At 64.6% G+C, this 24,676-nt stretch carries 18 protein-coding genes; 12 read left to right on the forward strand and 6 right to left on the reverse strand.

Annotated elements, in window-relative coordinates; genetic code table 11:
* Window positions 1–279 precede the first annotated feature (279 nt).
* On the reverse strand, window positions 280–771 hold the full coding sequence (locus tag ACXJMY_RS06120; RefSeq protein ID WP_456618410.1) for an MmcB family DNA repair protein: 492 nt from the start codon (window positions 769–771) through the stop codon (window positions 280–282).
* 275 nt (window positions 772–1,046) lie between these two features.
* Here ACXJMY_RS06120 and ACXJMY_RS06125 point away from each other — a divergent pair, with 275 nt between their 5' ends.
* Window positions 1,047–2,747: an alpha-amylase family protein gene (locus ACXJMY_RS06125; protein ID WP_456618411.1), complete on the forward strand. Its 1,701-nt coding sequence runs from the start codon at window positions 1,047–1,049 to the stop codon at window positions 2,745–2,747.
* Window positions 2,748–2,895: 148 nt separating this feature from the next.
* On the opposite strand, the gene ACXJMY_RS06130 is transcribed toward ACXJMY_RS06125, so the two are convergent.
* Entirely contained in the window at window positions 2,896–4,497 is a 1,602-nt protein-coding gene (locus ACXJMY_RS06130; protein WP_456618412.1) for an alpha-amylase family glycosyl hydrolase, read from the reverse strand.
* A 232-nt stretch (window positions 4,498–4,729) separates the two neighbouring features.
* Between ACXJMY_RS06130 and ACXJMY_RS06135 the strand changes: the two genes are divergently transcribed.
* Window positions 4,730–5,410, forward strand: coding sequence for an MBL fold metallo-hydrolase (locus ACXJMY_RS06135; protein WP_456618413.1), 681 nt, complete (start codon window positions 4,730–4,732; stop codon window positions 5,408–5,410).
* 5 nt (window positions 5,411–5,415) lie between these two features.
* Here the strand turns inward: ACXJMY_RS06135 and ACXJMY_RS06140 are convergent, their stop codons facing one another.
* Entirely contained in the window at window positions 5,416–5,787 is a 372-nt protein-coding gene (locus ACXJMY_RS06140) for a winged helix-turn-helix transcriptional regulator (protein WP_456618414.1), read from the reverse strand.
* A gap of 199 nt (window positions 5,788–5,986) precedes the next feature.
* On the opposite strand from ACXJMY_RS06140, the gene ACXJMY_RS06145 reads away from it, so the two are divergent.
* Window positions 5,987–6,289, forward strand: a complete 303-nt coding sequence (locus ACXJMY_RS06145; RefSeq protein ID WP_456618415.1) for a hypothetical protein — start codon at window positions 5,987–5,989, stop codon at window positions 6,287–6,289.
* Window positions 6,290–6,446: 157 nt separating this feature from the next.
* Here ACXJMY_RS06145 and ACXJMY_RS06150 read toward each other — a convergent pair whose 3' ends face one another.
* Window positions 6,447–7,625, reverse strand: a complete 1,179-nt coding sequence (locus ACXJMY_RS06150) for an extracellular catalytic domain type 1 short-chain-length polyhydroxyalkanoate depolymerase (protein ID WP_456618416.1) — start codon at window positions 7,623–7,625, stop codon at window positions 6,447–6,449.
* Window positions 7,626–7,754: 129 nt separating this feature from the next.
* Window positions 7,755–9,167, reverse strand: coding sequence for an MFS transporter (locus tag ACXJMY_RS06155; protein ID WP_456618417.1), 1,413 nt, complete (start codon window positions 9,165–9,167; stop codon window positions 7,755–7,757).
* A 148-nt stretch (window positions 9,168–9,315) separates the two neighbouring features.
* Here ACXJMY_RS06155 and sthA point away from each other — a divergent pair, with 148 nt between their 5' ends.
* The 3 genes from sthA (at window position 9,316) to ACXJMY_RS06170 (ending at window position 13,802) form a co-directional block, all read left to right on the forward strand.
* Window positions 9,316–10,707 (forward strand): Si-specific NAD(P)(+) transhydrogenase, encoded by a 1,392-nt coding sequence (gene sthA, locus ACXJMY_RS06160; RefSeq protein WP_456618418.1) that lies wholly within the window; start codon window positions 9,316–9,318, stop codon window positions 10,705–10,707.
* 343 nt (window positions 10,708–11,050) lie between these two features.
* On the forward strand, window positions 11,051–12,286 hold the full coding sequence (locus ACXJMY_RS06165; RefSeq protein ID WP_456618419.1) for an LLM class flavin-dependent oxidoreductase: 1,236 nt from the start codon (window positions 11,051–11,053) through the stop codon (window positions 12,284–12,286).
* Window positions 12,287–12,428: 142 nt separating this feature from the next.
* Entirely contained in the window at window positions 12,429–13,802 is a 1,374-nt protein-coding gene (locus tag ACXJMY_RS06170) for a cytochrome P450 (RefSeq protein WP_456618420.1), read from the forward strand.
* A 132-nt stretch (window positions 13,803–13,934) separates the two neighbouring features.
* Here ACXJMY_RS06170 and ACXJMY_RS06175 read toward each other — a convergent pair whose 3' ends face one another.
* Window positions 13,935–14,777, reverse strand: coding sequence for an SDR family NAD(P)-dependent oxidoreductase (locus ACXJMY_RS06175; RefSeq protein WP_456618421.1), 843 nt, complete (start codon window positions 14,775–14,777; stop codon window positions 13,935–13,937).
* A gap of 179 nt (window positions 14,778–14,956) precedes the next feature.
* Here ACXJMY_RS06175 and ACXJMY_RS06180 point away from each other — a divergent pair, with 179 nt between their 5' ends.
* From ACXJMY_RS06180 to ACXJMY_RS06205, 6 genes are all read left to right on the forward strand, one after another.
* Window positions 14,957–15,922, forward strand: coding sequence for a sensor histidine kinase (locus ACXJMY_RS06180; protein WP_456618422.1), 966 nt, complete (start codon window positions 14,957–14,959; stop codon window positions 15,920–15,922).
* A 230-nt stretch (window positions 15,923–16,152) separates the two neighbouring features.
* Entirely contained in the window at window positions 16,153–17,889 is a 1,737-nt protein-coding gene (locus ACXJMY_RS06185; protein ID WP_456618423.1) for a putative bifunctional diguanylate cyclase/phosphodiesterase, read from the forward strand.
* 254 nt (window positions 17,890–18,143) lie between these two features.
* Window positions 18,144–19,586 carry a sigma-54 interaction domain-containing protein gene (locus ACXJMY_RS06190; protein WP_456618424.1) on the forward strand — a complete coding sequence of 481 codons (1,443 nt, stop codon included), beginning with the start codon at window positions 18,144–18,146 and terminating at the stop codon, window positions 19,584–19,586.
* Between the two features lie 195 nt (window positions 19,587–19,781).
* Complete coding sequence (locus ACXJMY_RS06195) at window positions 19,782–21,092, forward strand: MFS transporter (protein ID WP_456618425.1); 1,311 nt, start codon at window positions 19,782–19,784, stop codon at window positions 21,090–21,092.
* 123 nt (window positions 21,093–21,215) lie between these two features.
* A complete protein-coding gene (locus ACXJMY_RS06200) occupies window positions 21,216–23,264 on the forward strand; it encodes an acyl CoA:acetate/3-ketoacid CoA transferase (RefSeq protein WP_456618426.1) in 2,049 nt (682 codons plus the stop codon).
* A 105-nt stretch (window positions 23,265–23,369) separates the two neighbouring features.
* Window positions 23,370–24,554, forward strand: a complete 1,185-nt coding sequence (locus ACXJMY_RS06205; RefSeq protein WP_456618427.1) for a substrate-binding domain-containing protein — start codon at window positions 23,370–23,372, stop codon at window positions 24,552–24,554.
* Window positions 24,555–24,676: the final 122 nt, after the last annotated feature.

Genomic DNA, 24,676 nt, shown 5'->3' on the forward strand with positions numbered 1-24,676 from the left:
ATCACAATTCTCTGCCCGTCACCCTGAAGTGTTCGCCTCTTCGGCGAGCCTCGAAGGGCGACGGCCCGGCTGCATCGCGGCCGTGCATCCTTCGAGGCTCCCTGCGCGAGCACCTCAGGATGACGGGGAAAGAATCAGTAAGGCGAACTTCGTAGGGTGGGTTAGCGAAGCGTAACCCACCACCGTCTATCTCCGCGGATGCAGAAGAGGTGGGTTACGCCTAGCGGACTGCGCTTGCGCGCAGCCGCAGGGCTAACCCACCCTACAAGGTCACGAAAGCTACTCCCAAAACTCAGCATGTCCCTGCGGATCGACCAGGCGGTTGATCCGCAGGGCCGCCGCCATCGCGAAGCGCACCGTCATCTGCTTGCGCGTGGCGGCCTGAAGCTTGTGCTCGGGCGCCTCGCAATGCAGATGCGCGCCATAGGCGTCGGCGATGATGAGGCCGGTGCCTTCGGGGAAGATCTCGCAGGGCAGATCCTGCGTGAAGGCGAAGAACAGCCGGTCGCAATGGGCACGGTACTCGTGCCATTTCTGATCGGCGCGCAGATCCTCCACCGACGATTTGATCTCGACGATCCAGATCTCGCCGCGCTCGTTCAGCGCCACCAGGTCGGCGCGCCGGCCCGACGGCAGCGGCAATTCGCTGATGCAGGTGAAGCCGAGCGAACGCAAGAGCCGCGCCGTGCCGCGCGCGATCGCCAGCGCCGTCTCGGACTGGCGACGGTCCGGCGGCGGCACCACGGCGATGTTGCGGGCGGGGTTGTCCATGGGCGGGAGTTTAGCCGATTCCGTTGGGTGCGGACACTGTTCGCGAATGCCGAGCCGTTGCCCATTCTCTGCTGTCGTCCCGGCGAAGGCCGGGACCCATACCCACAGGGAGGTGTTTGGCGAAGACCCGACGTTCGGTACGCCTACCGGCTACTATCGATAGACCTCGCGGTATGGGTCCCGGCCTTCGCCGGGACGACACTCGGGAACCTCCCCCTGCCCTCGCACTTATCACGCAGCCGCCCACCTGGCGGAACCATCGAGGCCGCTCGCGCATGATCGACGATCTCTGGTACAAGAACGGCGTGATCTACTGCCTGTCCGTCGGCACCTATATGGATGCCGACGGCGACGGTGTCGGCGATTTCAAGGGCCTGCTGCGCCGGCTCGACTATCTGCACGGCCTCGGCATCACCACGATCTGGCTGATGCCGTTCCAGACCTCGCCCGGCCGCGACGACGGCTATGACATCGCCGACTATTACAGCGTCGATTCCCGCTACGGCACGCTCGGCGACTTCGTCGAGTTCGCCCATGGCTGCAAGCAGCGCGGCATCCGCATCATCATCGACCTCGTCGTCAACCACACCTCGGACCAGCATCACTGGTTCAAGGAGGCACGGCGAGACAAGACCTCGCCCTATCGCGACTGGTATGTGTGGTCCGACACGAAGCCGGCCGGCGCCAACAAGGGCATGGTGTTTCCCGGCGTGCAGAAATCGACCTGGACGCGCGACAAGGACGCCGGCGCCTGGTATTTCCATCGCTTCTACGATTTCCAGCCCGACCTCAACACCTCGAACCCGCACGTGCAGGCCGAGATCCTCAAGATCATGGGCTTCTGGATCCAGCTCGGCGTCTCCGGCTTTCGCATGGACGCCGTGCCCTTCGTGATCGCGACCAAGGGCGCCAAGGTGAAGAAGCCGGTCGAGCAATACGACATGCTGCGCGCGTTCCGCGAATTCCTGCAATGGCGCCAGGGCGATGCCATCATCCTCGCCGAGGCCAATGTGCTGCCGGAAACCGACATGGACTATTTCGGCCGCGACGCCGACCGCATGCACATGATGTTCAACTTCCACGTCAACCAGCACCTGTTCTATGCGCTGGCGTCGGGCGATTCGCGGCCGCTGGCAAAGGCGCTGAAGGCGACCAGGCCGCGGCCGGCCTCGGCGCAATGGGGCCTGTTCCTGCGCAATCACGACGAGCTCGATCTCGGGCGATTGACCAAGGCGCAGCGCGAGGCCGTGTTCAAAAACTTCGGCCCCGACAAGGACATGCAGCTCTACGACCGCGGCATCCGCCGCCGCCTCGCGCCGATGCTGGGCGGCGACCGCAGGCGGCTGGAGCTTGCCTACAGCCTGATGTGCACGCTGCCGGGAACGCCCGTGATCCGCTATGGCGACGAGATCGGGATGGGCGACGATCTCTCATTGCCGGAGCGCAATTGCGCGCGCACGCCGATGCAATGGTCGACCGAGCCGCATGGCGGCTTCACCAAGAACGACAAGCCGGCGTGTCCCGTCATCAACAAGGGCCCTTACGGCTTTCCGCACGTCAACGTCGCCAAGCAGCGGCGCGATGCCAACTCCATGCTGAACTGGACCGAACGCATCGTCCGCATGCGCAAGGAGGTGCCGGAGATCGGCTGGGGCGATTTCGCGATCATTGCGACGCGCGATCCCGCCGTCTTCATCATGCGCTACGACTGGCGCAACAATTCGGTGCTGTTCGTGCACAATCTCGATGAGAAGCCACGCGAGATCGCGTTCTCGGTGGGGCTGCCCGGCGACGCCGGCGCGCACCTGATCAACCTGCTCGCGGAAGACCACAGCCACGCCGACAAGCGCGGCCAGCACCGCATCGTGCTGGAGCCCTATGGCTATCGCTGGTACCGGGTCGGCGGGCTGGACTATCTGCTGAAGCGGAGTGATATCGACGCGGATACGGTGCGCGGCAAGGCGCATCCGGGGTAGCTGCATCCACATACTCCCCCGTCGTCCCGGCGAAGGCCGGGACCCATAACCACAGGAAGGAGTTTGGCGAAGATTCGGCGTTCGGTACTGCGACCGGCTACTATCGCTAGACCTCGCGTATGGGTCCCGGCCTTCGCCGGGACGACACTTAGGCGGGCGGTGCGACGATCGCTCCCTCATTGCCGCGCAAATCCAGCACGCCTTCGAGCTTTTCGCCTTCGCGATCCAGAAACGTCGACAGCAATATCTCGCTGCCGAAGCGGATCGCGCTGGTGGTGACTGCGATCGGTTCGGGGCCGAGATTGAGCACCACGATCAGCGCCCTGCCTTCGGCCTCGCGGCGGTAGATCAGCAGGTCTCCCTGCGCCGCGATCGGATGATAATCGCCCAGGACCAGCGGCGGGCAGGTCTTCCGCAACGCGATCAGGCGCTTGTACAAGGAGAGGATCGAGCGTGTGTCGGCTTCGAGATTGACGACGTTCTCGTGAACATGATCCTCCGGCAGCGGTAGYCACGGCCTGACCTCCGAGAAGCCGCCATAGTTGGAGGAATCCCACTGCATCGGCGTACGGCAGCCGTCGCGGCCGACACCGATGCCGGGCACGTTCTTCTCGAAGGGATCGCGCACGTCGTCGGGCGCGATCGCGAGCTGATGCATGCCGATCTCGTCGCCGTAATAGAGCGTCGGCGTGCCGCGCAGCGTGAGCAGCAGCATGGCGGCGACGCGGGCCTGCTCCGACCCGACGCGGCTCGCAACGCGCCGGCGATCGTGATTGCCGAGCACCCAGTTCGGCCAGGCGCCCTTCGGCAGCGCCTTCTCGTAATCCTCGATGATCGTCTCGATCGAGCGCGCGCTCCAGAAGGTCGAGAGCAGCGCGAAATTGAACGGCATCTGCGCGCCGGTGAGGTCGTTTCCGTAATAGGCCACCAGCCGGTGCAGCGGCAGATAGACCTCGCCGATCAGCACGCGCGCGCCAAAGGCATCGGTGACGCGCCGCATCTCGGCGATGACGTCATGCACCTCGGGCTGGTCGGTGGAATATTGCGTGAGGATCCTTTCGTGCGGCGGCCGGCCCTCGACATAATTCGGGTTGTGCGGGTTGTCGCGGAATTCGGCGTCCTTGATCAGGTGCCAGATCACGTCGACGCGAAACCCGTCGACGCCTTTCTCCAGCCAGAACCGCATCACGTCGTAGATCGCCGCGCGGACGTCCGGATTGCGCCAGTTGAGGTCCGGCTGCTGGGCGAGGAAGGCGTGGTAGTAATATTGACCTGTCGTCTCGTCGTAAGTCCACGCGCTGCCGCCGAATTCGGACAGCCAGTTGTTCGGCACGCCGCCGTCAGGTGCGGAATCGCGCCAGACGTACCAGTCGCGTTTGGGATTGTCGCGCGAGGCGCGGCTCTCGATGAACCAGGGGTGCTGGTCGGAGGTGTGGTTGGGCACGAGGTCGAGGATCAGCTTCAGGCCGTTGTCATGGGCGGCGACGAGCAGCGCATCGAAATCCGCCATCGTGCCGAACACGGGCTCGATGCCGGTGTAGTCCGAGATGTCGTAGCCGAAATCGGCCATCGGCGAGGGAAAGATCGGCGACAGCCAGATGGCGTCGACGCCGAGCGATTTCACGTAGGGCAGCCGCCGCAGGATGCCGGCGAGATCGCCGACGCCGTCACCATCGGAGTCCTGAAAGGAGCGCGGGTAGATCTGATAGAAGATGCCGTCGCGCCACCAATTGTCGCCGCCCTGAGCCATGCTGGAAAACCCACCCAAAAATTGGCCTTGATCATCTTCCTTGCGCGAGAGAACGCGGAAGGGACGCCCCGGTTCAAACCAGCAAGCCAATTGGGACAACCGTGTGACGGCGGCTCGGCTGTTCCCGGGCGCGTTCCCAGGTCTTGGGGCGGGTCTTGGGTCAGGTCTTGGATCAGGTCTTGGGCACAAATCTTTTGCTTGGCGGCATGGCAAAAATCGGCATTGTGAGGCCATGACCGAGCAAAACGACACCCAAGAAACCGCACAAGCCAAGGCCGGCGCGATCATCGTTCCCGTGACGCTGTTCGAGCAGAACTGCACCATCATCTGGGACGAGCCCGGCAAGAAGGCCGTGGTGATCGATCCCGGCGGCGACGTGCCGAAAATCCTCGAAGCGATCAGGCAGACCGGCGTCACCGTGGAGAAGATCTGGCTGACCCACGGCCATATCGACCATGTCGGCGGCGCGGCCGAATTGCGCGATGCGCTGAAGGTGCCGATCGAGGGTCCGCATGCCGCCGACAAGTTCCTGCTCGACAATGTGGTCGAGAGCGGCGCGCGCTTCGGCATGACCGGCGTGCGCAATTTCGCGCCCGACCGCTGGTTGGAGGAGGGCGACACCGTGTCGATCGGCGGCTTGCAGTTCGACATCCTGCACTGCCCCGGCCACTCGCCCGGCAGCGTGGTGTTCTTCAACAAGGAGCTGCGTTTTGCCCATGTCGGCGACGTGCTGTTCGCAGGCTCGGTCGGCCGCACCGACCTGCCCGGCGGCAGTCACGCGACGCTGATCGATTCGATCAAGACCAAGCTCTTGCCGCTCGGCGACGATGTCGGCTTCATCTGCGGCCACGGCGCGGGCTCGAGCATCGGCCAGGAGCGGATGACCAACCCGTTTATCACCGGCGAGATGTAGCGAACTTACTCTGCCGCCTCGGCGAGCACGGGCTCGCCGAGATTGCGATCACCCCAATCGCGGATCGCGGCGACGACCGGCACAAAGCTCTTGCCCTTGCGGGTCAGGCGATATTCGACCTTGGGCGGCACCTCGCCAAAGTCCTTGCGGTCGATCAGGCCGCTTTGCGTCAGCGCCTTCAATTCGCGGCTGAGCACGCGCGGGGTGATCTCGGCGCTGCCCTCCATGCCGCGCAACAGGCCGCTGCGGATTTCGCCATAGCGGCGCGGACCGTCCCTGAGATCCCAGACGATGCGGAGCTTGTACTTGCCGCTGATCATTTTCTGAAAGGCCGCGACGGGACAGCTGCGCGCCGGGACCGCTTTCGCCTTCGCCATGTCGTCGCCTCCATGCCTGAGCCGGCCATTCTTCTTGACGCGTTTTCTTCACGCGAACCGGTATCCACTTCGCTCGAAAACGCTATGCCACGAGGATAGGAGCGTCGGCGAAAAAGTCCATACTATCAATTTTGTCCATACTTGCGGGATCGCCCGTAAGCCGCAGATGATGGTGCACATGACGAACAGGGAGCGTCACATGAAGCACTTCATGATCCGATACGAGTTCAGGAACGGCACGACGGAAGAATGGCACCGGGAGATCGGCCGCTTCATCAAGGCGATCGACGGCGATCCGGAGTTGAAGGGCCGACTCAGCTATCGCTGCCTGAAGAACCGCGACGACGGCCATTATTTCCACCTCGCCAGCGTCGCGGATGATGCCGCGCAGAAAGCGCTGCAATCGCGCGACTTCTTCAAGCACTATCAGGAGATGACGCGGAAGGTTGCCGGCGGCGAGGTGACGGTGACGCCGATCGAGGTGATCGATCAGACGGCGTAGCCGTCATTCCGGGGCGCGCGATAGCGCGAGCCCGGAATCCATAACCACAGGGAGATGTGGGTACGGGGACTCGGAGTTATCCTTTCGGGCCTGACTTTGTCCTGTGGTTATGGGTCCCGGGCTCGCGACTACGTCGCGCACCGGGACGACAGCGGAGCTACTTCATCAATCCCGCGGCGGTCAGCGCCCGCGTGATGATCTCGCCGAGGTCGAAGCCGCGGCTTTGCTCGCGCTTCGGCTCGGCCGGCGGCTCGGCGACTGCCGAGCGGATCGAGCGGGCAAGATGCGGCGCGGGGGAAAGAGCCGGCTTCGACGCGACGGCAGGCTTTGCCGCCGCCTTCTTCGCAGCGTCCGGTATCCAGCCGGTCAGGCCGAAAAACTTCGCGATGTGATAGGACGAGGAGATGCCGGCCTCGATCAGGAACGCGCCTTCCGTGCCGTAGCGCTGATCATTGTCGGCGACGCCGAGCGGCGTGCCATGCGCCATGTCGGTGATGGCAAAGGACTCGACCAGCGTCTCGCCGTCCCTGTTCCACCAGGCCTGGCGCGGATAGCCGTCGACATTGGTTTCCGCCATCGGCACATCAGGCAGATCGTGCAGGTCGAGCCACTGCTTGACGATCTCGTTGGCATTGCCGGGATTGACCGTGCGGTCGGCGCTGCCATGCCACACCGAGACCTTCGGCCAGGGTCCGCCATGGTCCGAGGCGTTGCGCACGAGATCGCCGAGCTCGCGCGCCGGCCGCGCGGGCGAATGGAACATGCCGTCCAGCGCCTCGCGCAGGTTCGAGGCGATGCCGTAGGGAAGGCCGGCGATGATCGCGCCGGCCGCAAAAATCTCGGGATAGGTCGCAAGCATCACCGACGTCATGCCGCCGCCGGCGGAAAGGCCGGTGATGAAGATGCGCCGGGAGTCGATGCGGTGCGCTTCGGCCATGTGCGCGATCATCTCGCGGATCGAACGCGCCTCGCCGCCGTCGCGCGCGGTGTCTTCCGGATTGAACCAGTTGAAGCAGGTGTTGCCGTTGTTGGCGCGCTGCTGCTCGGGCATCAGCAGTGCAAATCCGTAATGCCTTGCCAGTGTCGACCATCCCGCACCGAGATCGTAGCCCGCCGCGGTCTGGCCGCAGCCATGCAGCACGACGACGAGCGCGCGCGGTTTCTGCAATTGCGCCGGCACGAATGCGAACATGCGCAAATTGCCGGGGTTGTCGCCGAAGCCCGTGACTTCTTCCAACGGGCTGGAGGCATCCGCGCTCCGGCCGAACGCGGCAAGGCGCAGACCATCCACCTTTGGCAGACGTCTTAAGAGTTCGACATTTCTGGTTAACGACACGGCAACTCCTGATCGGCGACTTCCAACGTCAGCCAAACCAGATAGTTGCTGCAGTGCGAAATAAAAAGTGTGTGTGCTGTCAATTACCGGAAATTCATGGGGGAATCCGCACACATTCACCGCAATGCCTCAACTTGGTGCAGATGCGCGGCGCACCCACGCCAAAAATGCGGCGCAGATCATGATTAACGCCACGAACAGCGCGAGCGAGACGGCGAATCCTGCGCGCGCTGATTGCAGCGCTTCGACCGCGAAGAACACCGCGCCGATTGCGGCCACTCCGGCCGCATTTCYGATCTGCGCGATGGTGCCGTACGCGCCGGAGGCTGAGCCCGCGGCGACCGGCTTGACTGTCGAGAGCACCGCGCCGGAGAGCGGCGCCATCACCAGTCCCTGGCCGTAGCCGAACATGATCATGGTGAGCGCGAGCTCGATCGGCGTCGGCGTAGCGATCAAGCCTGTCACAAGCGCGAGCGCGACAAGGCCCGCGATCTGGAGCGCACAGCCCTCGATCAACACCTTGGTGCCGCGATGCCGCGCCCGCGCGCCGCTGTGGCGCGATGCCACCACGAAAGCGAGCGCGAGCGGAATGAAGGCCATGCCGGCCGAGAGCGGCGGGATCTTCAAGCCTCGCTGCATGAACAGCGTCATCACCAGATAGAACGAGAGATTGGCGGCGAAGAAGAAGAACGCCGCGCCAAGCCCGCGCAGGAAGGCCGCATCCGCCAGCAGCGTCAGATCGATCAGCGGCATGCCGCCGGCGCGCGCCACCGCGTGCTCGAGCCGGGGGAATGCTGCGAGGATTGCGCCGCCGGTCGCCATCACCGCCCACAGCCACGGCGCCCAGCCGACATCGTGACCGAACAGCAACGGCCCGATCAGGCACAGCAGGCCCGCGAACAGGACGAGGCTGCCCTTGATGTCGAGCCTTGTGCCGGCCCGGCGCGGCACCGACGGCATGATGCGACAGGCGGCGGCCGCGATGACGAGGCCGAAAGGAACGTTGACGAAGAACACCGAGCGCCAGCCGGTGCCCGCAAGATCGATCGTGACGAGAAGCCCGCCGAGCAGGAAGCCTGCGGCCCCCGCGAGCCCGAGCACGATGCCGTAGATGGCGAAGGCACGGCTGCGCTGTTCGTCGGTGAACAACAGATGCAGCGTCGCCAGCACCTGCGGCACCATCAGCGCGGCGGTCGCGCCCTGCGCCAGCCGCGCGACGATCAGCTCGACGCCGGATTGCGCCAGCCCGCACCACAGCGACGTCACGGTGAAGCCGAGCACGCCGGCCAGAAATATATTCCTGGTGCCGTGGATGTCGCCGAGGCGGCCGCCGGTGACGACCAGCGTGGCATAGGCGATCAGATAGATCGCGATGACGGATTCGATCTGCGCCGGCGTCGCATGCAGCTCGACCGCGATGGTCGGAATGGCGACGTTCACCACGAAGGCGTCGACCCCGAACATGAACTGGGCGGCGACGACGATCGCCAGCACCCACCAGCGCCGCGCCGAATCGATCTGCTTTGTGACGGTTTGATGCATCGGCGCGCGGACCTTGCGGAATTTATTTGCGCCCGATGCTCTCAGATCGGCGTCATCCGCGCGATTACCTCGGAGGTAGGACTTGCTGCTTTGGCCCGATTGCTGCATGTCGGTTCCCGCTGGCCTCGTGGGGTTCGGAAGTCTTCCGATGTACGATTACGACATGGTGGTGATCGGCTCGGGCCCGTCGGGGCGCCGGGCCGCGGTGCAATGCGCCAAGCTCGGCAAGGCCGTGCTGGTGGTGGAGAAGGGCCGGCGGGTCGGCGGCGTCTCCGTCCACACCGGCACCATCCCGTCCAAGACCCTGCGCGAGACCGTGCTCAATTTGTCCGGCTGGCGCGAGCGCGGCTTCTACGGCCGCTCCTACCGGGTCAAGCAGGACATCGCGGCGAGCGATCTGATGACCCGGCTCCAGAAGACGCTGGACCATGAGGTCGAGGTGCTGGAGCATCAGTTCAGCCGCAATTTGGTGCGGACCGCCAACGGCGAGGCGCGCCTGGTCTCGCCGCACGAGGTCGAGATCACGAGCGCGATCGGCGAGACCAAGGTGGTGTCGGCCGCCTTCATCCTGATCGCCTGCGGCACGCGCCCGTTCCGCCCCGATTACGTGCCGTTCGATGGCGCGACCGTGCTCGACAGCGACGAGATCATCGAGCTGCCAAAACTGCCGCGCAGCCTGGCCGTGATCGGAGCCGGCGTGATCGGCGTCGAATATGCCACCATCTTCAGCGCGCTCGACGTGCCCGTCACCCTGATCGAGCCGCGGCCGACCTTCCTCGATTTCATCGACAAGGAATTGATCGACGAGTTCATGCACGAATTGCGCGACCGCAATGTCGCGCTGCGGCTCGGCTCGAAGGTCACCTCGATCGAGAAAACCGCGCAGGGCAGCATCGTCACGCATCTGTCGGACGGCCGGCATGTCACCACGGAAATGCTGCTGTTCGCGGCGGGCCGTGTCGGCGCCACCGACCGGCTCAACCTCGAGGCCGCCGGCATCGCCGTCGATCATCGCGGGCGGATCACGGTCGATCCCGTGACCTTGCAGACCAGCGTGCCGCACATTTACGCCGCCGGCGATGTGATCGGTTTTCCGAGCCTTGCCTCCACGTCGATGGAGCAGGGCCGCGTCGCCGCCTGCCACGCGCTCGGCATGGAGCCGCTGGCGCCGCCGGAGTTCTTTCCCTACGGCATCTATTCGGTGCCGGAAATCTCGACCGCGGGTCTCACCGAGGAAGAGGTGCGCACGCGCGGCATTCCCTACGAGGTCGGCATCGCGCGCTTCCGCGAGACCTCGCGCGGCCACATCATGGGGCTGAACAGCGGCATGATGAAGATGATCTTCTCGACCAAGACCCGCCGCCTGCTCGGCGTGCACATCCTCGGCGAAGGCGCCACCGAGCTGATCCATATCGGCCAGGCCGTGCTCAACCTCAAAGGCACGATCGATTATTTCATCCAGAACACCTTCAACTATCCGACGCTGGCCGAGGCCTACAAGATCGCCGGGCTGGATGCGTGGAACAGGATGACAAGGTGACCTTCCTTCGCCTCTCCCCGCTTGCGGGGAGAGGCCGGAATTCAAACGCAGTTTGAATTCCGGGTGAGGGGGAGTCTCCGCGAGTCGTATGTCCACTGGAACGACGCCCTCTCAACACGTCATTGCGTGGACCATCTCGAAACCCCACTGCCTCCGTCCCCGCGGAGACTCCCCCTCACCCCGACCCTCTCCCCGCAAGCGGGGAGAGGGAGAAGAGGCAGCGTCGCCTCATCAGCACATAGCTGCATTCCGCCGCGCGGGACATCGTGCGATTGCGTTCGCTTGTCCCAGCACGTAGCTTCGCGGCTCCAACAACCAAAAAAATCCAGCCGGAGACAACGCCATGGCGCGCCTGAAATTCGGAGCCTTCCTTGCCCCGCATCACCCGATCGGGGAGCATCCGATGCTTCAGTTCCGGCGCGATCTCGACCTGGTCGAGCAGTTGGATAGCCTCGGCTATGACGAGTTCTGGTGCGGCGAGCATCACTCCTCGGGCTGGGAAATGATTGCCTCGCCCGAGATGTTTCTGGCGGCGGCCGGCGAGCGCACCAAGCGGATCAAGCTCGGCACCGGCGTGGTGTCGCTGCCCTATCACCATCCCTACAACGTCGCCCAGCGCATGGTGCAGCTCGACCACATGACCGGCGGCCGCGCCATCTTCGGCTCCGGCCCCGGCGCACTCGCTTCCGACGCGCACACGCTCGGCATCGACCCGATGACCCAGCGCGACCGGCAGGACGAGGCGATCGGCGTCATCCGCCGCCTCTTCAACGGCGAGCGCGTCACCGCGAAAAGCGACTGGTTCACCATGAACGACGCCGCGCTCCAGATCCTGCCGTTGCAGGAGGAGATGCCGTTCGTGGTGGCCTCGCAGATCTCGCCCTCCGGCATGACGCTCGCCGGGAAATACGGCATCGGCATCATCTCGCTGGGCTCGATGACGACGCAGGGCCTGATGTCGCTGCAGCAGCAATGGCAGTTCGCCGAGGACGCCGCCAGGAAGCACGGCACCACGGTCAACCGCGCCGACTGGCGCGTGCTCTTGACCTGGCACATCGCCGAGACCCGCGAGCAGGCCCGCAAGGAAGCCGGCGCCGGGCTGATGCGCTGGCACAACGAATATAATGTCGGCACGCTGCAGCGGCCGGGACTGACCGCATTCGCCTCGCCCGACGAGGCCGTGGACAAGACCGCCTTCGTCGAAGGCGCGGCGTCCACCATCGGCACGCCCGACGATCTCGTCAAAACCATCAAGAACGTGATGCAGGTGTCCGGCGGCGTCGGCGCCGTGATCGGCTTCGTACACGACTGGGCCAATCCGGAAGCCACGCGCCGGAGCTGGGACATGGTCGCGCGCTACGTGGTGCCGGAGATCAACGGCTATATCGACGGCTTGCGCAAGTCGCAAAAATTCGTGATCGAGAACCGCGCGATCTTCGAGCGCGCGGGCCAGGCCGTGATGGCCAAGATCATGGAGAACGAGAAGGCCGCCGAGGCGCTGAAGGTGACCGGCCCCGGCCGCGTCGCGATTCCCGCCGTCAACGCCCCGGATTTGCAGAAGGAAGCGGCGAAGCGGTAGGCCGCGAAACTGTCTCAATCGTCGTCCCGGCGAAGACCGGGACGACGACGGTGTGTGTGACGATTTTGTGCGCACGACGACCGCAGCGTCAGCGCGCCCAAATGTGCTATGCTCATACGGTCAGCCTGCCGGAGCAATCGTGATGTCGATGCAGAATGTCGCCCCTGCGCTTCCGTTCACCGCGCCAAGATGGAACGAGCTGACGCACATCCCCGGCGACGAAGGCTGGCCGATCATCGGCAAGACCTTTCAGGTGCTGGCCGACCCGAAGGGGCATATCGAGGCGAACGGCGCCAAATACGGCCCGGTCTACCGCACGCATTTCTTCGGCGAAACCAACGTCGTGCTGCTCGGACCCGAGGCCAACGAGCTCGTGCTGTTCGACCAGCAGAAACTGTTCTCGTCGACGCATGGCTGGAACAAGGTGCTCGGCCTGCTGTTTCCGCGCGGTCTGATGCTGCTCGACTTCGAGGAGCACCGGCTGCATCGCAAGGCGCTGTCGGTCGCGTTCAAGTCCGGGCCGATGAAGTCCTATCTCGGTGATCTCGATCGCGGCATCGCGCGCCGCGTCGCGCAGTGGAAGGCGAAGCCGGGTGTGATGCAGCTTTATCCGGCTATGAAGCAGCTCACGCTCGATCTGGCCGCGGCGTCCTTCCTCGGCACCGATATCGGTCCCGAGGTCGACGAGATCAACCGCGCCTTCGTCGACATGGTCGCGGCCGCCGTCGCCCCGATCCGCCGTCCCCTGCCCGGCACGCAGATGGCGCGCGGCGTGAAGGGCCGCAAACGCATCGTCGCCTATTTCCGCGAGCAGATCCCGCTCCGGCGCGGCAATCACGGCGGCGACGATCTGTTCTCGCAGCTCTGCCGCGCCACCCATGAGGACGGCGCGCTGTTGTCCGAGCAGGACATCATCGACCACATGAGCTTCCTGATGATGGCGGCGCATGACACGCTGACCTCGTCGCTGACCTCCTTCATCGGCGAACTCGCCGCGCATCCCGATTGGCAGAAGAAGCTGCGCGACGAGGTTTTGGCGCTCGGGCTGGCCGCCGACGCGCCGACCAGCTTCGATGACCTCGAAAAGATGCCGCTGTCGGAGATGGCCTTCAAGGAAGCGCTGCGGATCAGGCCGCCGGTGCCCTCGATGCCGCGCCGCGCCATGCGCGATTTCAGCTTCAAGGGATTTACGATTCCCGGCGGCACCGCGGTCGGCGTCAATCCGCTCTACACCCATCACATGAAGGACATCTGGCCGGAGCCGGATCGCTTCGATCCCTCTCGCTTCACCGAGGAGGCGCAGCGCAACCGTCACCGCTTCGCCTGGGTGCCGTTCGGCGGCGGCGCGCATATGTGCCTCGGCCTGCACTTCGCCTACATGCAGGCCAAATGCTTCGCGCGTCACTTCCTTCAGAACGTCGAGGTGTCGCTGGAGCCGGGCTACAAGCCGGACTGGCAGATGTGGCCGATCCCGAAGCCGCGGGATGGGCTGCGGGTGGTGATGAAGGCGGTGTGATATTTCTCGTGTCCCGGACGCGCGAAGCGCGAGCCGGGACCCAGAATGTCGATATGCGTTCGGTAGCAAGATGGGCCCCGGCTCTGCAGCGCACCGCTGAAGAAGCGCTGCGCTGCGTCCGGGGCACGAGACCTATCCGGCCCCCTGATCGAATGCCTTGCGCAGCGCCACGTAGCCCTGCTGCTGCTGGCTCCAGTTGCGGCCGCCGGTCATGGCGCCGTCGATGACGAGATCATGGCCGTTGATGAAGCTGGATTCGTCGCTCGCCAGAAACACGGCGGCGTGCGCGATGTCGTCTGGGAGGCCGGCGCGCGGGATCGGCTGCGCGGACTTGTAGATCTCGCGCATCACCGCCGGGGTCTTTTCCGCAGCCTCCGTCGTCAATCCCAGCGCCTTGCCGAAAATGCCGGTCGCGATCGCACCGGGCGAGATCGAGTTGACGCGCACATTGGCCTCGCCGAGCTCCATGGCCGCGCATTTGGTGAGATGGATCACCGCGGCCTTGGCCGCGCCATAGACCATCGAGGACGAGAAGCCGGCGAGACGGCCGGCGACGCTGCCATTGTTGATGATGCTGCCAGAACCCTGCTTCTTCATGTAGGGCGCGGCGTGCTTCATGCCGAGCATGACGCTGCGCACCAGCGTCGCCATCGCGGCGTCGAACCGCTCGACCTCGAGGCCCTCGATGCCGCCGGTCTGCGCCGGACCGCCGGCATTGTTGAACAGGCAGTCGATCCGGCCGAACTTCTCGACCGCGAGCGCGATCAGCGCCTGCATCTGTTGTTCGACCGTCACATCCGTCTGGCGGAAAGTGCAATTGGCGCCGAGCTGCTTCGCCAGCGCCTCGCCTTCCGGTATGCGCCGGCCCGCGATCACAATTTTGGCACCTTCGGCAACGAAGACTTCCGCGGTACGCAATCCGATCCCGCTCGTCGCGCCCGTAATCACCGCAACCTTGCCGTCCAGCCTGCCCATGGAGCGTCCCTGTTTTCAAACCATTATTTGATGCCAGCCAGCGGGCACCTGCCTTTGCCGCAGAGCTCACTATCCCTGCCTGCTCCGGACAAGGCAAGCTATGCTTGCGCAGCCGATATGCGTAACATTCGCGCCGACAGCTCGATTTTGGACCGCGGATCGCAACCACCGGGCGGCGCATGGGGAAGCTGATCGACGAATTCCGCAAGGGCTGGCAGGGCATGGCACCGCCATCGCTCGGCCTGAGCATCGCCTTCGCGGCGGCCTGCCTGCTGGTCGCGACGGTGGCGCGTTGGGGCCTCGCGCAGTTGCGGCCGGACGTCTACTTCACGCCGTACTTCCCGGCCGTATTCTTTGCGGCGGCGTTCGGCGGCTTCCGCATCGGCGTCGTGACCGCGCTGGTCGGCGGCGTGCTCGGCGTCGTCCTGAATTTCGGCGACACGTTTGCCGATCACACGCGATTTGCCCTGCTGGCGCTCTATTGGGTGGTCTGCGCGCTCACCATCTGGGGCGTCGAGCATTATCGCACGATGCTGGTGGAGCAGCGCCGGATCGCCAAGCGCCTGATCGAGGAAGAAGACTATCGCAAGCTCCTGGTCGACGAGCTCCAGCACCGGCTGAAGAACAAGCTGTCGACGGTGCACGCCGTGCTGCATCAGGTGCTGCACGACGAGCCGCAGGTCTGGAGCCGGATCGATCCGCGGCTGCGGTCGCTGGCCGCGACCGACGACCTGATTTCGCGGATCGACAAGGCCGGTTGCGACATCCGCGACCTCCTGATCTCGGAGCTCGGCCCTTACGGCCATGTCCGCTTCACCCTCAACGGCGACCGGCTGTTCCTGCCGCCGAAGCTCGCGGTCACGCTGTCACTGATGTTTCACGAGCTCGCCACCAACGCAGGCAAATACGGCGCGTTCTCCGCACCGCGCGGATTGCTGCAGGTGTCATGGACCGTCAGCGACGACCGCCTGGCCGTCACCTGGGACGAAACCGAGGGACCGAGCATCGACAAGGTGTCCGAAGCCGGCTTCGGCACCAAGCTGCTGAAGTCGGCGCTGTCGGCCTTCGACGGCAAGACCGAGATCTCTTACTTGAAGACCGGGCTTCATTGCATCATGCAATGCCGCATCCCGAGAAGCGAATGATTGGCGCATAGCCACGCTGCAAACGAAAGCGGATCGCGCGCTTCGCCGGCACTTTCGCAAGCGCCGTTGACCGCCTGTTAATGACGATCGACTGCCCGCGCCACAACGTCGCAAGTTTCTCCCGAAACACCCCCGTATTTCTCCCGACCCCTTAACCAAACCTAAGAGGGAACCGCGCAAGATCGCGCTCATTGCAAAGGCGCGCTGAAACAACAAGATTCATGACTTCTATGAACGACAGTAAATACTCCGGCGCGACTGAGGCCGAACTGGGATTTCTCAAGGAAATCGTTAGAATGCTTCCGGCCGGCGTGACCGTGCAGGACGCAGGCGGCGAGCTCCTTCTGGTTAACGATGCCGCGGCGACCCAGCTCGGCATGGATGGCAGCCGTCCATCACCGAATCTCACGCAACGCCGGGAGGCCTGCCGCCGGGCGCTGAGCGCCGGTGAGGCCGTCGTCACCGAGGAAGCGCTCCATGACGGAGCTGCACGCCAGGTGCTGCTCACCACCCATCGTCCGGTCCAGCTCGCCGGACGCGAGCTCCTGATCTCGGCCTCCTCCGACATCACCGAGCAGAAGAATTTCGAGGACCAGCTGTTCCGCTCGGCCTATTTCGACGAGCTGACCGGGCTGCCTTCGCGGCGCGTGATCGAACATCGCGCCAACGGCCTGCTGGCGCGCGATGGCGCCGGCGAACGCTTCGCGCTCGCCTTTCTCGACGTCGACAATTTCAAGCACATCAACGACTATTACGGCCATACGGTCGGCGATGCGCTGCTGGTCGAGCTGTCGAAGCGGCTCGGGCGGGACCTGCGCGACTCCGACATGCTGTCGCGGATCTCCGGCGACGAATTCCTGCTGCTGCTGTCGCCGATCCAGAGCCAGGAGGAAGTCGCCGAATTCATGCAAGCGACGCTGGAGCGGCTGACCGCGCCCTTCTTCATCGACAATTCGGAGGTCTTCGCCTCCACCTCCGTCGGCGTCAGCCTCTATCCCGATCACGGACGCAGCTTCGAGACCCTGCGCCAGAACGCCGACATCGCGATGTACCGCATCAAGAACAACGGCAAGGGCTCGGCGGCCTTCTTCGATTCCGGCATGGAGCGCGAGGCGCTGGCGCGGATGAAGATCGAGCAATCGCTGCGGCTCGCCATCCTGGAGAAGCGCTTCTGCTGCGCCTTCCAGTCCAAGGTCGACATCAGGACGCAGGCCGTGAAGGGCATCGAGGCCCTGGTGCGGCTGCGCGACGACGAGGGCGTCATCCAGGCGCCCGGCTCGTTCATCAACCTGGCCGGCGAGCTCGGGCTGATCGACGAGCTGACCCATCTGGTGCTCGCCGAGATCGTCAAATCGATCGACCTGATCAACGACACTTTTGGCGCCGAAGCGATCATCAGCATCAACGTCGCCGCCAGGCAGGCCGGCAATCCCGAATTCATGCGCAGCTTCGCGCAGGCGCTGGACCAGACCGGCTTTCCCCAACGCTTCATGATCGAGCTGACGGAGGAGGCCTTCGTCGCCAAGAATCACTTCCAGGCCGAGATCCTGCCGATGTTCCGCAAGCTCGGCGTCGGCATCTCGATCGACGATTTCGGCACCGGCTATTCCTCGCTCTCGGCGCTCGCCGACATCACCGCCGACGAGATCAAGATCGACCGCTCCTTCATCTCCGACATCCACAAGCGTCCGCGCAACCAGGGCATCCTGCGCGCGATCGAATCCCTGAGCGAGGCGCTCGGCATGACCGTCATCGCCGAGGGCGTCGAATCCTACGAGGAGCTCGCCTATCTCCAGGCCGCAACCAAGATCCGCTACGCGCAGGGCTATTATTTCTCCCGTCCGATCTTCCTGGAGGAGCTGAAGCTGGCGACGCCCGCCTCCAGCGAGTCCCGTGCCAGCGTCACCAGCCGCCCGATGCAGCAGAACCGCCAGGGCTATTCGCGGGCGAGCGGGTATCGGCGGTAGGGCGACAGCAGCTCCACAATCTCTGTGTCGTCCCGGCGAAGGCCGGGACCCATAACCACAGGGAGGAGTTTGATGAAGGCTAGCAGTTAGGGCACCAGTCCCCCGGTACAGCCACCGGGGTTCATAGAAAGATCACGCGGTATGGGTCCCGGCCTTCGCCGGGACGACGGCAACTTCGGAGCCAGCACCGTTTTCGCCCTTTGAAATTACTGCCCTTTTGGTAATAAACAGGCGGGCTTCCCGCGAGGCACGCCATGTCCGGTCCCTCTTCCGTCGTCAGCGATCCAGCCTATATCCGCGCACGCGCCATGGAGACGCTGTTCGAGCGGCTGGAGCATCTGTGCGAAGGCGCCATCGCAATCGATCGCAGCGGACGCGTGGTCTATGTCAACGAGAAATACGTCACCGCGATGGGCCTCTCGCATGAATCCGAGGCGCTCGGCCGCCCGATCGAGGAGGTCATCCCCAACAGCCTGATGCGAAGGGTCGTGGAAACGGGAGAACCGATCATCCTCGACATCATGGAGCTCGGCGGCGAGCAGCTCGTCGTGACCCGCATGCCGATCGAGGACGAGAGGGGGAATATCATCGGCGCGATCGGCTTCGTGCTCTACGACCGCCTCGAGGGCTTGAAGCCACTGCTCGGTCGCGTCGCCCAGCTCGAAAACGATTTGCGGCTGGCGCGGCGGCAATTGTCACATGCACGCGCCGCCCGGTTCACGTTCGACGACTATGTCGGTGCAACCGCAGGCATCGCACAGGCCAAGGAGCTTGCAGCGCGCGCCGCGCGCCAGAGCGTCACCGTTCTGCTCACCGGGGAGACCGGCACCGGCAAGGAAATGCTGGCGCAGGCGATCCACAACGCGTCCGCCCGCGCCGAAAAGCCGTTCGTCAGCGTCAACGTCGCGGCGATCCCGGACACGCTGATCGAATCGGAATTCTTCGGCACCGCGCCGGGCGCCTATACCGGTGCCGATCGCAAGGGCCGCGAGGGAAAATTCCGGATCGCCGACGGCGGCACGCTGTTTCTCGACGAGATCGGCGAGATGCCGCTGCAATTGCAGGCCAAGCTGCTGCGCGTGCTCCAGGAGCGCGAGATCGAGCCGCTCGGCTCCGACAAGGTCACCAGGGTCGACGTGCGGGTGATTGCGGCCACCAATGTCGACCTGCACAAGCGGGTCAGCGAAGGGACATTCCGGGCGGATCTCTACTACCGGCTCAACGTGCTCTCGATCGTGCTGCCGCCCCTGCGCCACTGCCTGGACGACCTGCCCGAGATCTGTGGACGGCTGCTCGAAGACATCAGCGCATCCGGTGACTACCTCAATGCCAGGATCACGCCGAGCGGCCTGGCTGCGCTTGCGCACTATGGCTGGCCCGGCAATGTCCGCGAACTGCGCAACATCCTGGAACGCGCGCTGATCCTGAGCGATTCGGGACGCCTCACCAGCGACGACTTCGATCGCATTCTCCCCGTTGGCGCGGAGACGGTGCCCACGGCACCATCGCGGCCGGCCGGCCTCGTGCTGCCCTATGCCGAAGCCGAGGCCGAGTTCGAGAAGCACACGCTCGAACAGGCGCTCGCTGCCAGCAACGGCCAGATCTCGGAAGCGGCCAAGATGCTCCAGATCTCGCGCGCGACCTTCTACAAGAAGCTCGCCAAGTTCGGCCTCGCCTCGGGAGCCGCATCCGTCTGAGTTGCGAGACATCGCGTGTCCGGAGTCTCGGATTCCTGACACACGGCCTGGCCGCTTTGTCCCGAAGCTCGCGCGGAAACTGCTGGGTTTTCAGCCATTTTGCGCAAACCTGTGGCATCTGGCGCGGAGCTTGCTCTTCGCTTTGCACAATGACGCATGCTGCACATGCGCATTCGCAACCAGGGAGGACGCAAGATGAGTGAAGCGATCTCGGTCCATCAGCTTCAGGCGAGACAGCCGTCGCACGTGACGGTCGCCACCGCGAGCCTGATCGGCACGGCCATCGAGTGGTACGACTTCTTCCTCTACGGCACCGCCGCGGCGCTGATCTTCAACAAGCTGTTCTTCCCGACCTTCGACCCCATGATGGGAACGCTGCTGGCGTTCGCGACCTACGCGCTCGGCTTCATCGCGCGTCCGCTCGGCGGCGTCGTGTTCGGTCACTACGGCGACAAGATCGGCCGCAAGACCATGCTCTATCTGACCCTGCTGATCATGGGCGCGGCGACCGCGGCGATCGGCTTCCTGCCGACCTACGAGACCGCCGGCATCTGGGCCGCGGTCCTGCTGGTGACCTGCCGGCTGATCCAGGGCTTTGGTCTCGGCGGCGAATGGGGCGGCGCGGTGCTGATGGCGGTCGAGCATGCGCCTGCGGACAAGAAAGGTTTTTACGGCAGCTGGCCGCAACTCGGGGCGCCGCTCGGCCTCGTGCTCGGCACGCTGGTGTTCTCGGTGGTGTCCGCGATGCTGACCGACGCACAGCTTCTTTCCTGGGGCTGGCGCATCCCGTTCCTGTTCTCGATCGCGCTGGTGCTGGTGGGCCTTTGGATCCGCTTCACCATCGCGGAATCGCCGGAGTTCCAGAAGGTCAAGGACACCAAGCAGGATGTGAAGATGCCGATCGTCGAGGCGATCCGCATGTATCCCAAGAACATCCTGCTCGCGATGGGCGCGCGCTTTGCCGAGAACGGCTTCTTCTACATCTACGCCACCTTCGTGCTCGCTTATGCGACGCAATCGCTCGGCATGAACAAGCAGGACATGCTTAACGGCGTGCTGATCGGCGCGGCGATCGAGACCTTCACCATTCCCGCCTTCGGCGCGCTCTCCGACCGGGTCGGGCGGCGGCCGGTCTACATCTTCGGCGCGGTGTTCTCGGCGCTGATGTCGTTCCCGCTGTTCATGCTGCTGGCGACGAAGAATCCGCAATACGCCTGGATCGCGATCGTGCTCGGCCTCGCCGTCGGCCACGCCGCGATGTACGGCCCGCAGGCGAGCTTCCTGTCGGAGCTGTTCGGCACCAAGGTGCGCTACAGCGGCGTCTCGCTCGGCTACAACCTCGCCTCGATCTTCGCCGGCGCGCTGTCGCCGCTGATCGCGACGGGCCTGATGACGGCGTACGCGCCTGCAACCTGGCCGATCTCGCTCTACATGATCGCGCTGGCGATCATCACCATCGTCTCGGTCTATTTCGCCACCGAAACCCGCAAAATCGCTCAACCCTGAATGGGCTGAGCGCGACACCCCGCGACGCTGGAGCGGCTGGTCGCCAGCCGCTCCGCGCGATACGAATAAGGCCAAGCGAGAAGAACGGGCATGCGGTCCGCAACAGACATGGGAGGGAATGCCATGAGCCAGCATCCTGCCTTGCCCTACCTGCGCAACGCCGAGAAGGGCAAAGTCGTCACCGCGGCGGAAGCCGTCATGCTGATCCGCGACGGCGACACCGTCGCCACCGGCGGCTTCGTCGGCATCGGCTTTGCCGAGGAGATCGCAGTGGCGCTGGAGGAGCTCTATCTCTCCAACGAGGGTGACGCGCCCTACACGCAAGGCAAGCCGCGCAATCTGACGCTGGTCTATGCCGCCGGCCAGGGCGACGGCAAGCATCGCGGCGTCAACCATTTCGCCCATGAAGGCCTGGTTCGGCGCGTCATCGGCGGGCACTGGGGACTTGCTCCGAAATTGCAGCAGCTCGCGATCGCAAATCAGATCGAGGCCTATAATCTGCCGCAGGGCGTGATCACGCACCTGTTCCGCGACATCGCCGCACACCGGCCGGGCCACATCACCCGCGTCGGCATGGGGACGTTCGTCGACCCCAGGCACGGCGGCGGCAAGCTGAATGCCCGCACCACCGAGGACATGGTGGAACTGATCACGCTTCGCGGTGAAGAGTGCCTGCTCTACAAAACCTTCCCGATCAATGTCGGGATCATTCGCGGCTCCACCGGCGATCCCGACGGCAACCTCACCATGGAAAGGGAGGCGCTGACGCTCGAGGCGCTCGCCATCGCCATGGCGGCACATAATTCCGGCGGCATCGTCATTGCCCAGGTCGAACGCGTGGCCGAGGGCGGCAGCCTCAATCCGCGCCAGGTCAAGATTCCCGGCATCCTCGTCGATTGCGTCGTCGTGGCGAAGCCGGAGCATCATTGGCAGACATTCGGCACGCAATACAATCCGGCCTTCTCCAGCGAGATCCGGGTCCGCGCCGCCTCGTTGCCGGTCATGCCGATCAGCGAACGCAAGATTATCGCGCGCCGCGCCGCCTTCGAGCTGAAAGCCAACAGCGTGGTCAATCTCGGCATTGGCATGCCCGAGGGGATCGCCTCCGTCGCCAATGAAGAGCGGATCATCGACCTCATCACGCTGACGACAGAGGCTGGCGTGATCGGCGGCATCCCGGCGAGCGGCATCGATTTCGGCGCGGCGATCAACACGCAGGCGGTGATCGACCAGCCCTATCAGTTCGACTTCTACGACGGCGGCGGCCTGGATGCCGCCTTCCTCGGGCTCGCCCAGGTCGATCGCGCCGGCAACCTCAATGTCAGCAAGTTCGGGCCGAAGCTCGCCGGTGCCGGCGGCTTCATCAACATTAGCCAGAATGCCAAGGAGGTCGTCTTCGTCGGCACGTTCGGTGCAGGCAGGCAGCGCATCGCGGTGAGCGACGGCCGGCTTGTCATCCTCGACGAGGCGAAATCACCAAAATTCGTCGATGGCATCGAGCATGTCACCTTCAGCGGCTCGTTTGCCGCCGCGCGGCGGCAACGCGCGCTGTATGTCACCGAGCGCTGTGTGTTCGAGCTCAAGCCGGACGGGCTCGAGCTCACGGAAGTCGCCCCGGGCATCGACATCGAGCGCGACATTTTGCGCCTGATGGCTTTCAAGCCGCTGATCCCGCGCGATCCAGCTGTCATGGACGACCGCATCTTCCGCGAAGGACCCATGGATCTGCGCGAGCGGCTGCTCACCATCCCGCTCGACCAGCGCTTCACGCTGGACGAGCAGCAGAACCTGTTTTTCATCAACCTGGAGCGCTATCCGTTGCGCAGCAAGGCCGAGATCGACACGATCGCGGCCATCGTCGAGGCGAGGCTGGCGCCGCTCGGCCGCCGGGTCTACGCCATCGTCAATTATGACAATTTTTCCATCCTGCCGGAGCTGATGGACGATTATTCGGCCATGGTACGCAGCCTGGTCGACCGCTTCTATTCGGGCGTCTCGCGCTACACCACCTCCGGCTTCCTGCGCATCAAGCTCGGTGAAGCGCTGGAGAAGCGCGGCGTAGCGCCGCATATTTTCGAGAGCGCGGACGAGGCGCAGTCGGACTGGCGGCAGGTCGAAGGAGTTGGCGTCCCTGCCGCATCCGGCGGAGCCCCGCGGCAGGCCCAAAAATGATGCACGCTCGCAAGCCGGCGTGCTCGGCCGGAAGGTGTAATTGCAATGTTCGTAGCGTTGTGCAAATCGCTGTTACCGAGAAACTTTGAATCAGGAGGGACCATCGTGCGTCGATCACTCATCATAACAACAACCATCCTCGCCCTCGCCGCGGGCACCTCCGCACAGGCCGACGACCTCAAGGTCGCGCTGATCTACGGCAAGACCGGCCCGCTCGAGGCCTACGCCAAGCAGACCGAGACCGGCCTGCAAATGGGTTTTGAATACGCCACCAAGGGCACCATGACGCTCGACGGGCGCAAGATCGTCATCATCACCAAGGACGACCAGGGCAAGCCAGACCTCTCCAAGGCCGCGCTCGCGGAAGCCTATCAGGACGACAAGGCCGACATCGCGATCGGCACGACCTCGTCGGCCGCGGCGCTGGCGATCCTGCCCGTCGCCGAGGAGAACAAGAAGATCCTGATCGTCGAGCCGGCGGTCGCGGACCAGATTACCGGCGAGAAGTGGAATCGCTACATCTTCCGCACGGCGCGCAACTCATCGCAGGACGCGATCTCCAACGCGGTCGCGATCGGCAAGCAGGGCGTCACCGTGGCGACCCTGGCGCAGGACTACGCCTTCGGCCGCGACGGCGTCGCCGCCTTCAAGGAAGCACTCGCCAAGACCGGCGCGACGCTCGCCGCCGAGGAATACGCGCCGACCTCGACCACCGACTTCACCGCGGTCGGCCAGCGCCTGTTCGATGCGCTGAAGGACAAGCCCGGCCGCAAGGTGATCTGGGTGATCTGGGCCGGCGCCGGCAATCCGCTGGCCAAGCTCCAGGACATGGATCCGAAGCGCTACGGCATCGAGCTCTCCACCGGCGGCAACATCCTGCCGGCACTCGCCGCCTATAAGGGCCTGCCCGGCATGGAAGGCGCGACCTATTACTACTACGACATCCCGAAGAACCCGGTGAACGACTGGCTGGTCGCCGAGCACCAGAAGCGCTTCAACGCGCCGCCGGACTTCTTCACCGCCGGCGGCTTTGCCGCCGCGATGTCGGTCGTCGCCGCCGTGACCAAGGCGAAGTCGACCGACACCGAGAAGCTGATCACCGCGATGGAAGGCCTGGAGTTCGACACGCCGAAGGGCAAGATGATGTTCCGGAAAGAGGACCATCAGGCGCTCCAGAGCATGTATCACTTCAAGGTCAAGGTCGATCCGAACGTCGCCTGGGCCGTGCTCGAGCCGGTGCGCGAGCTGAAGATCGAGGACATGAACGTCCCGGTTAAGAACAAGCGCTGATCGTTCTTCCTTCACCTCCCCCGCTTGCGCGGGAGGCCGGGTGGGGGCTCTTTCCTCTTGGGGGTTCTCGCCCGCGGAAGCACCCTCTCCCCAACCCTCCCCCGCAAGCGGGGGAGGGAGCG

The sequence above is a fragment of the Bradyrhizobium sp. P5_C12 genome (genome assembly GCF_054049735.1).

Bases quoted from the DNA above. Each gene is read 5' to 3' on its own strand.
- ACXJMY_RS06145 (WP_456618415.1), top strand. From the start codon at position 5,987: ATGAAGCACTTCATGATCCGATACGAGTTCAGGAACGGCACGACGGAA.
- ACXJMY_RS06185 (WP_456618423.1), top strand. From the start codon at position 16,153: ATGAACGACAGTAAATACTCCGGCGCGACTGAGGCCGAACTGGGATTT.
- ACXJMY_RS06140 (WP_456618414.1), bottom strand. From the start codon at position 5,787: ATGGCGAAGGCGAAAGCGGTCCCGGCGCGCAGCTGTCCCGTCGCGGCC.
- ACXJMY_RS06165 (WP_456618419.1), top strand. From the start codon at position 11,051: ATGGCGCGCCTGAAATTCGGAGCCTTCCTTGCCCCGCATCACCCGATC.
- ACXJMY_RS06190 (WP_456618424.1), top strand. From the start codon at position 18,144: ATGTCCGGTCCCTCTTCCGTCGTCAGCGATCCAGCCTATATCCGCGCA.
- ACXJMY_RS06200 (WP_456618426.1), top strand. From the start codon at position 21,216: ATGAGCCAGCATCCTGCCTTGCCCTACCTGCGCAACGCCGAGAAGGGC.
- sthA (WP_456618418.1), top strand. From the start codon at position 9,316: ATGTACGATTACGACATGGTGGTGATCGGCTCGGGCCCGTCGGGGCGC.
- ACXJMY_RS06170 (WP_456618420.1), top strand. From the start codon at position 12,429: ATGTCGATGCAGAATGTCGCCCCTGCGCTTCCGTTCACCGCGCCAAGA.
- ACXJMY_RS06195 (WP_456618425.1), top strand. From the start codon at position 19,782: ATGAGTGAAGCGATCTCGGTCCATCAGCTTCAGGCGAGACAGCCGTCG.
- ACXJMY_RS06120 (WP_456618410.1), bottom strand. From the start codon at position 771: ATGGACAACCCCGCCCGCAACATCGCCGTGGTGCCGCCGCCGGACCGT.
- ACXJMY_RS06125 (WP_456618411.1), top strand. From the start codon at position 1,047: ATGATCGACGATCTCTGGTACAAGAACGGCGTGATCTACTGCCTGTCC.
- ACXJMY_RS06175 (WP_456618421.1), bottom strand. From the start codon at position 14,777: ATGGGCAGGCTGGACGGCAAGGTTGCGGTGATTACGGGCGCGACGAGC.
- ACXJMY_RS06180 (WP_456618422.1), top strand. From the start codon at position 14,957: ATGGGGAAGCTGATCGACGAATTCCGCAAGGGCTGGCAGGGCATGGCA.
- ACXJMY_RS06135 (WP_456618413.1), top strand. From the start codon at position 4,730: ATGACCGAGCAAAACGACACCCAAGAAACCGCACAAGCCAAGGCCGGC.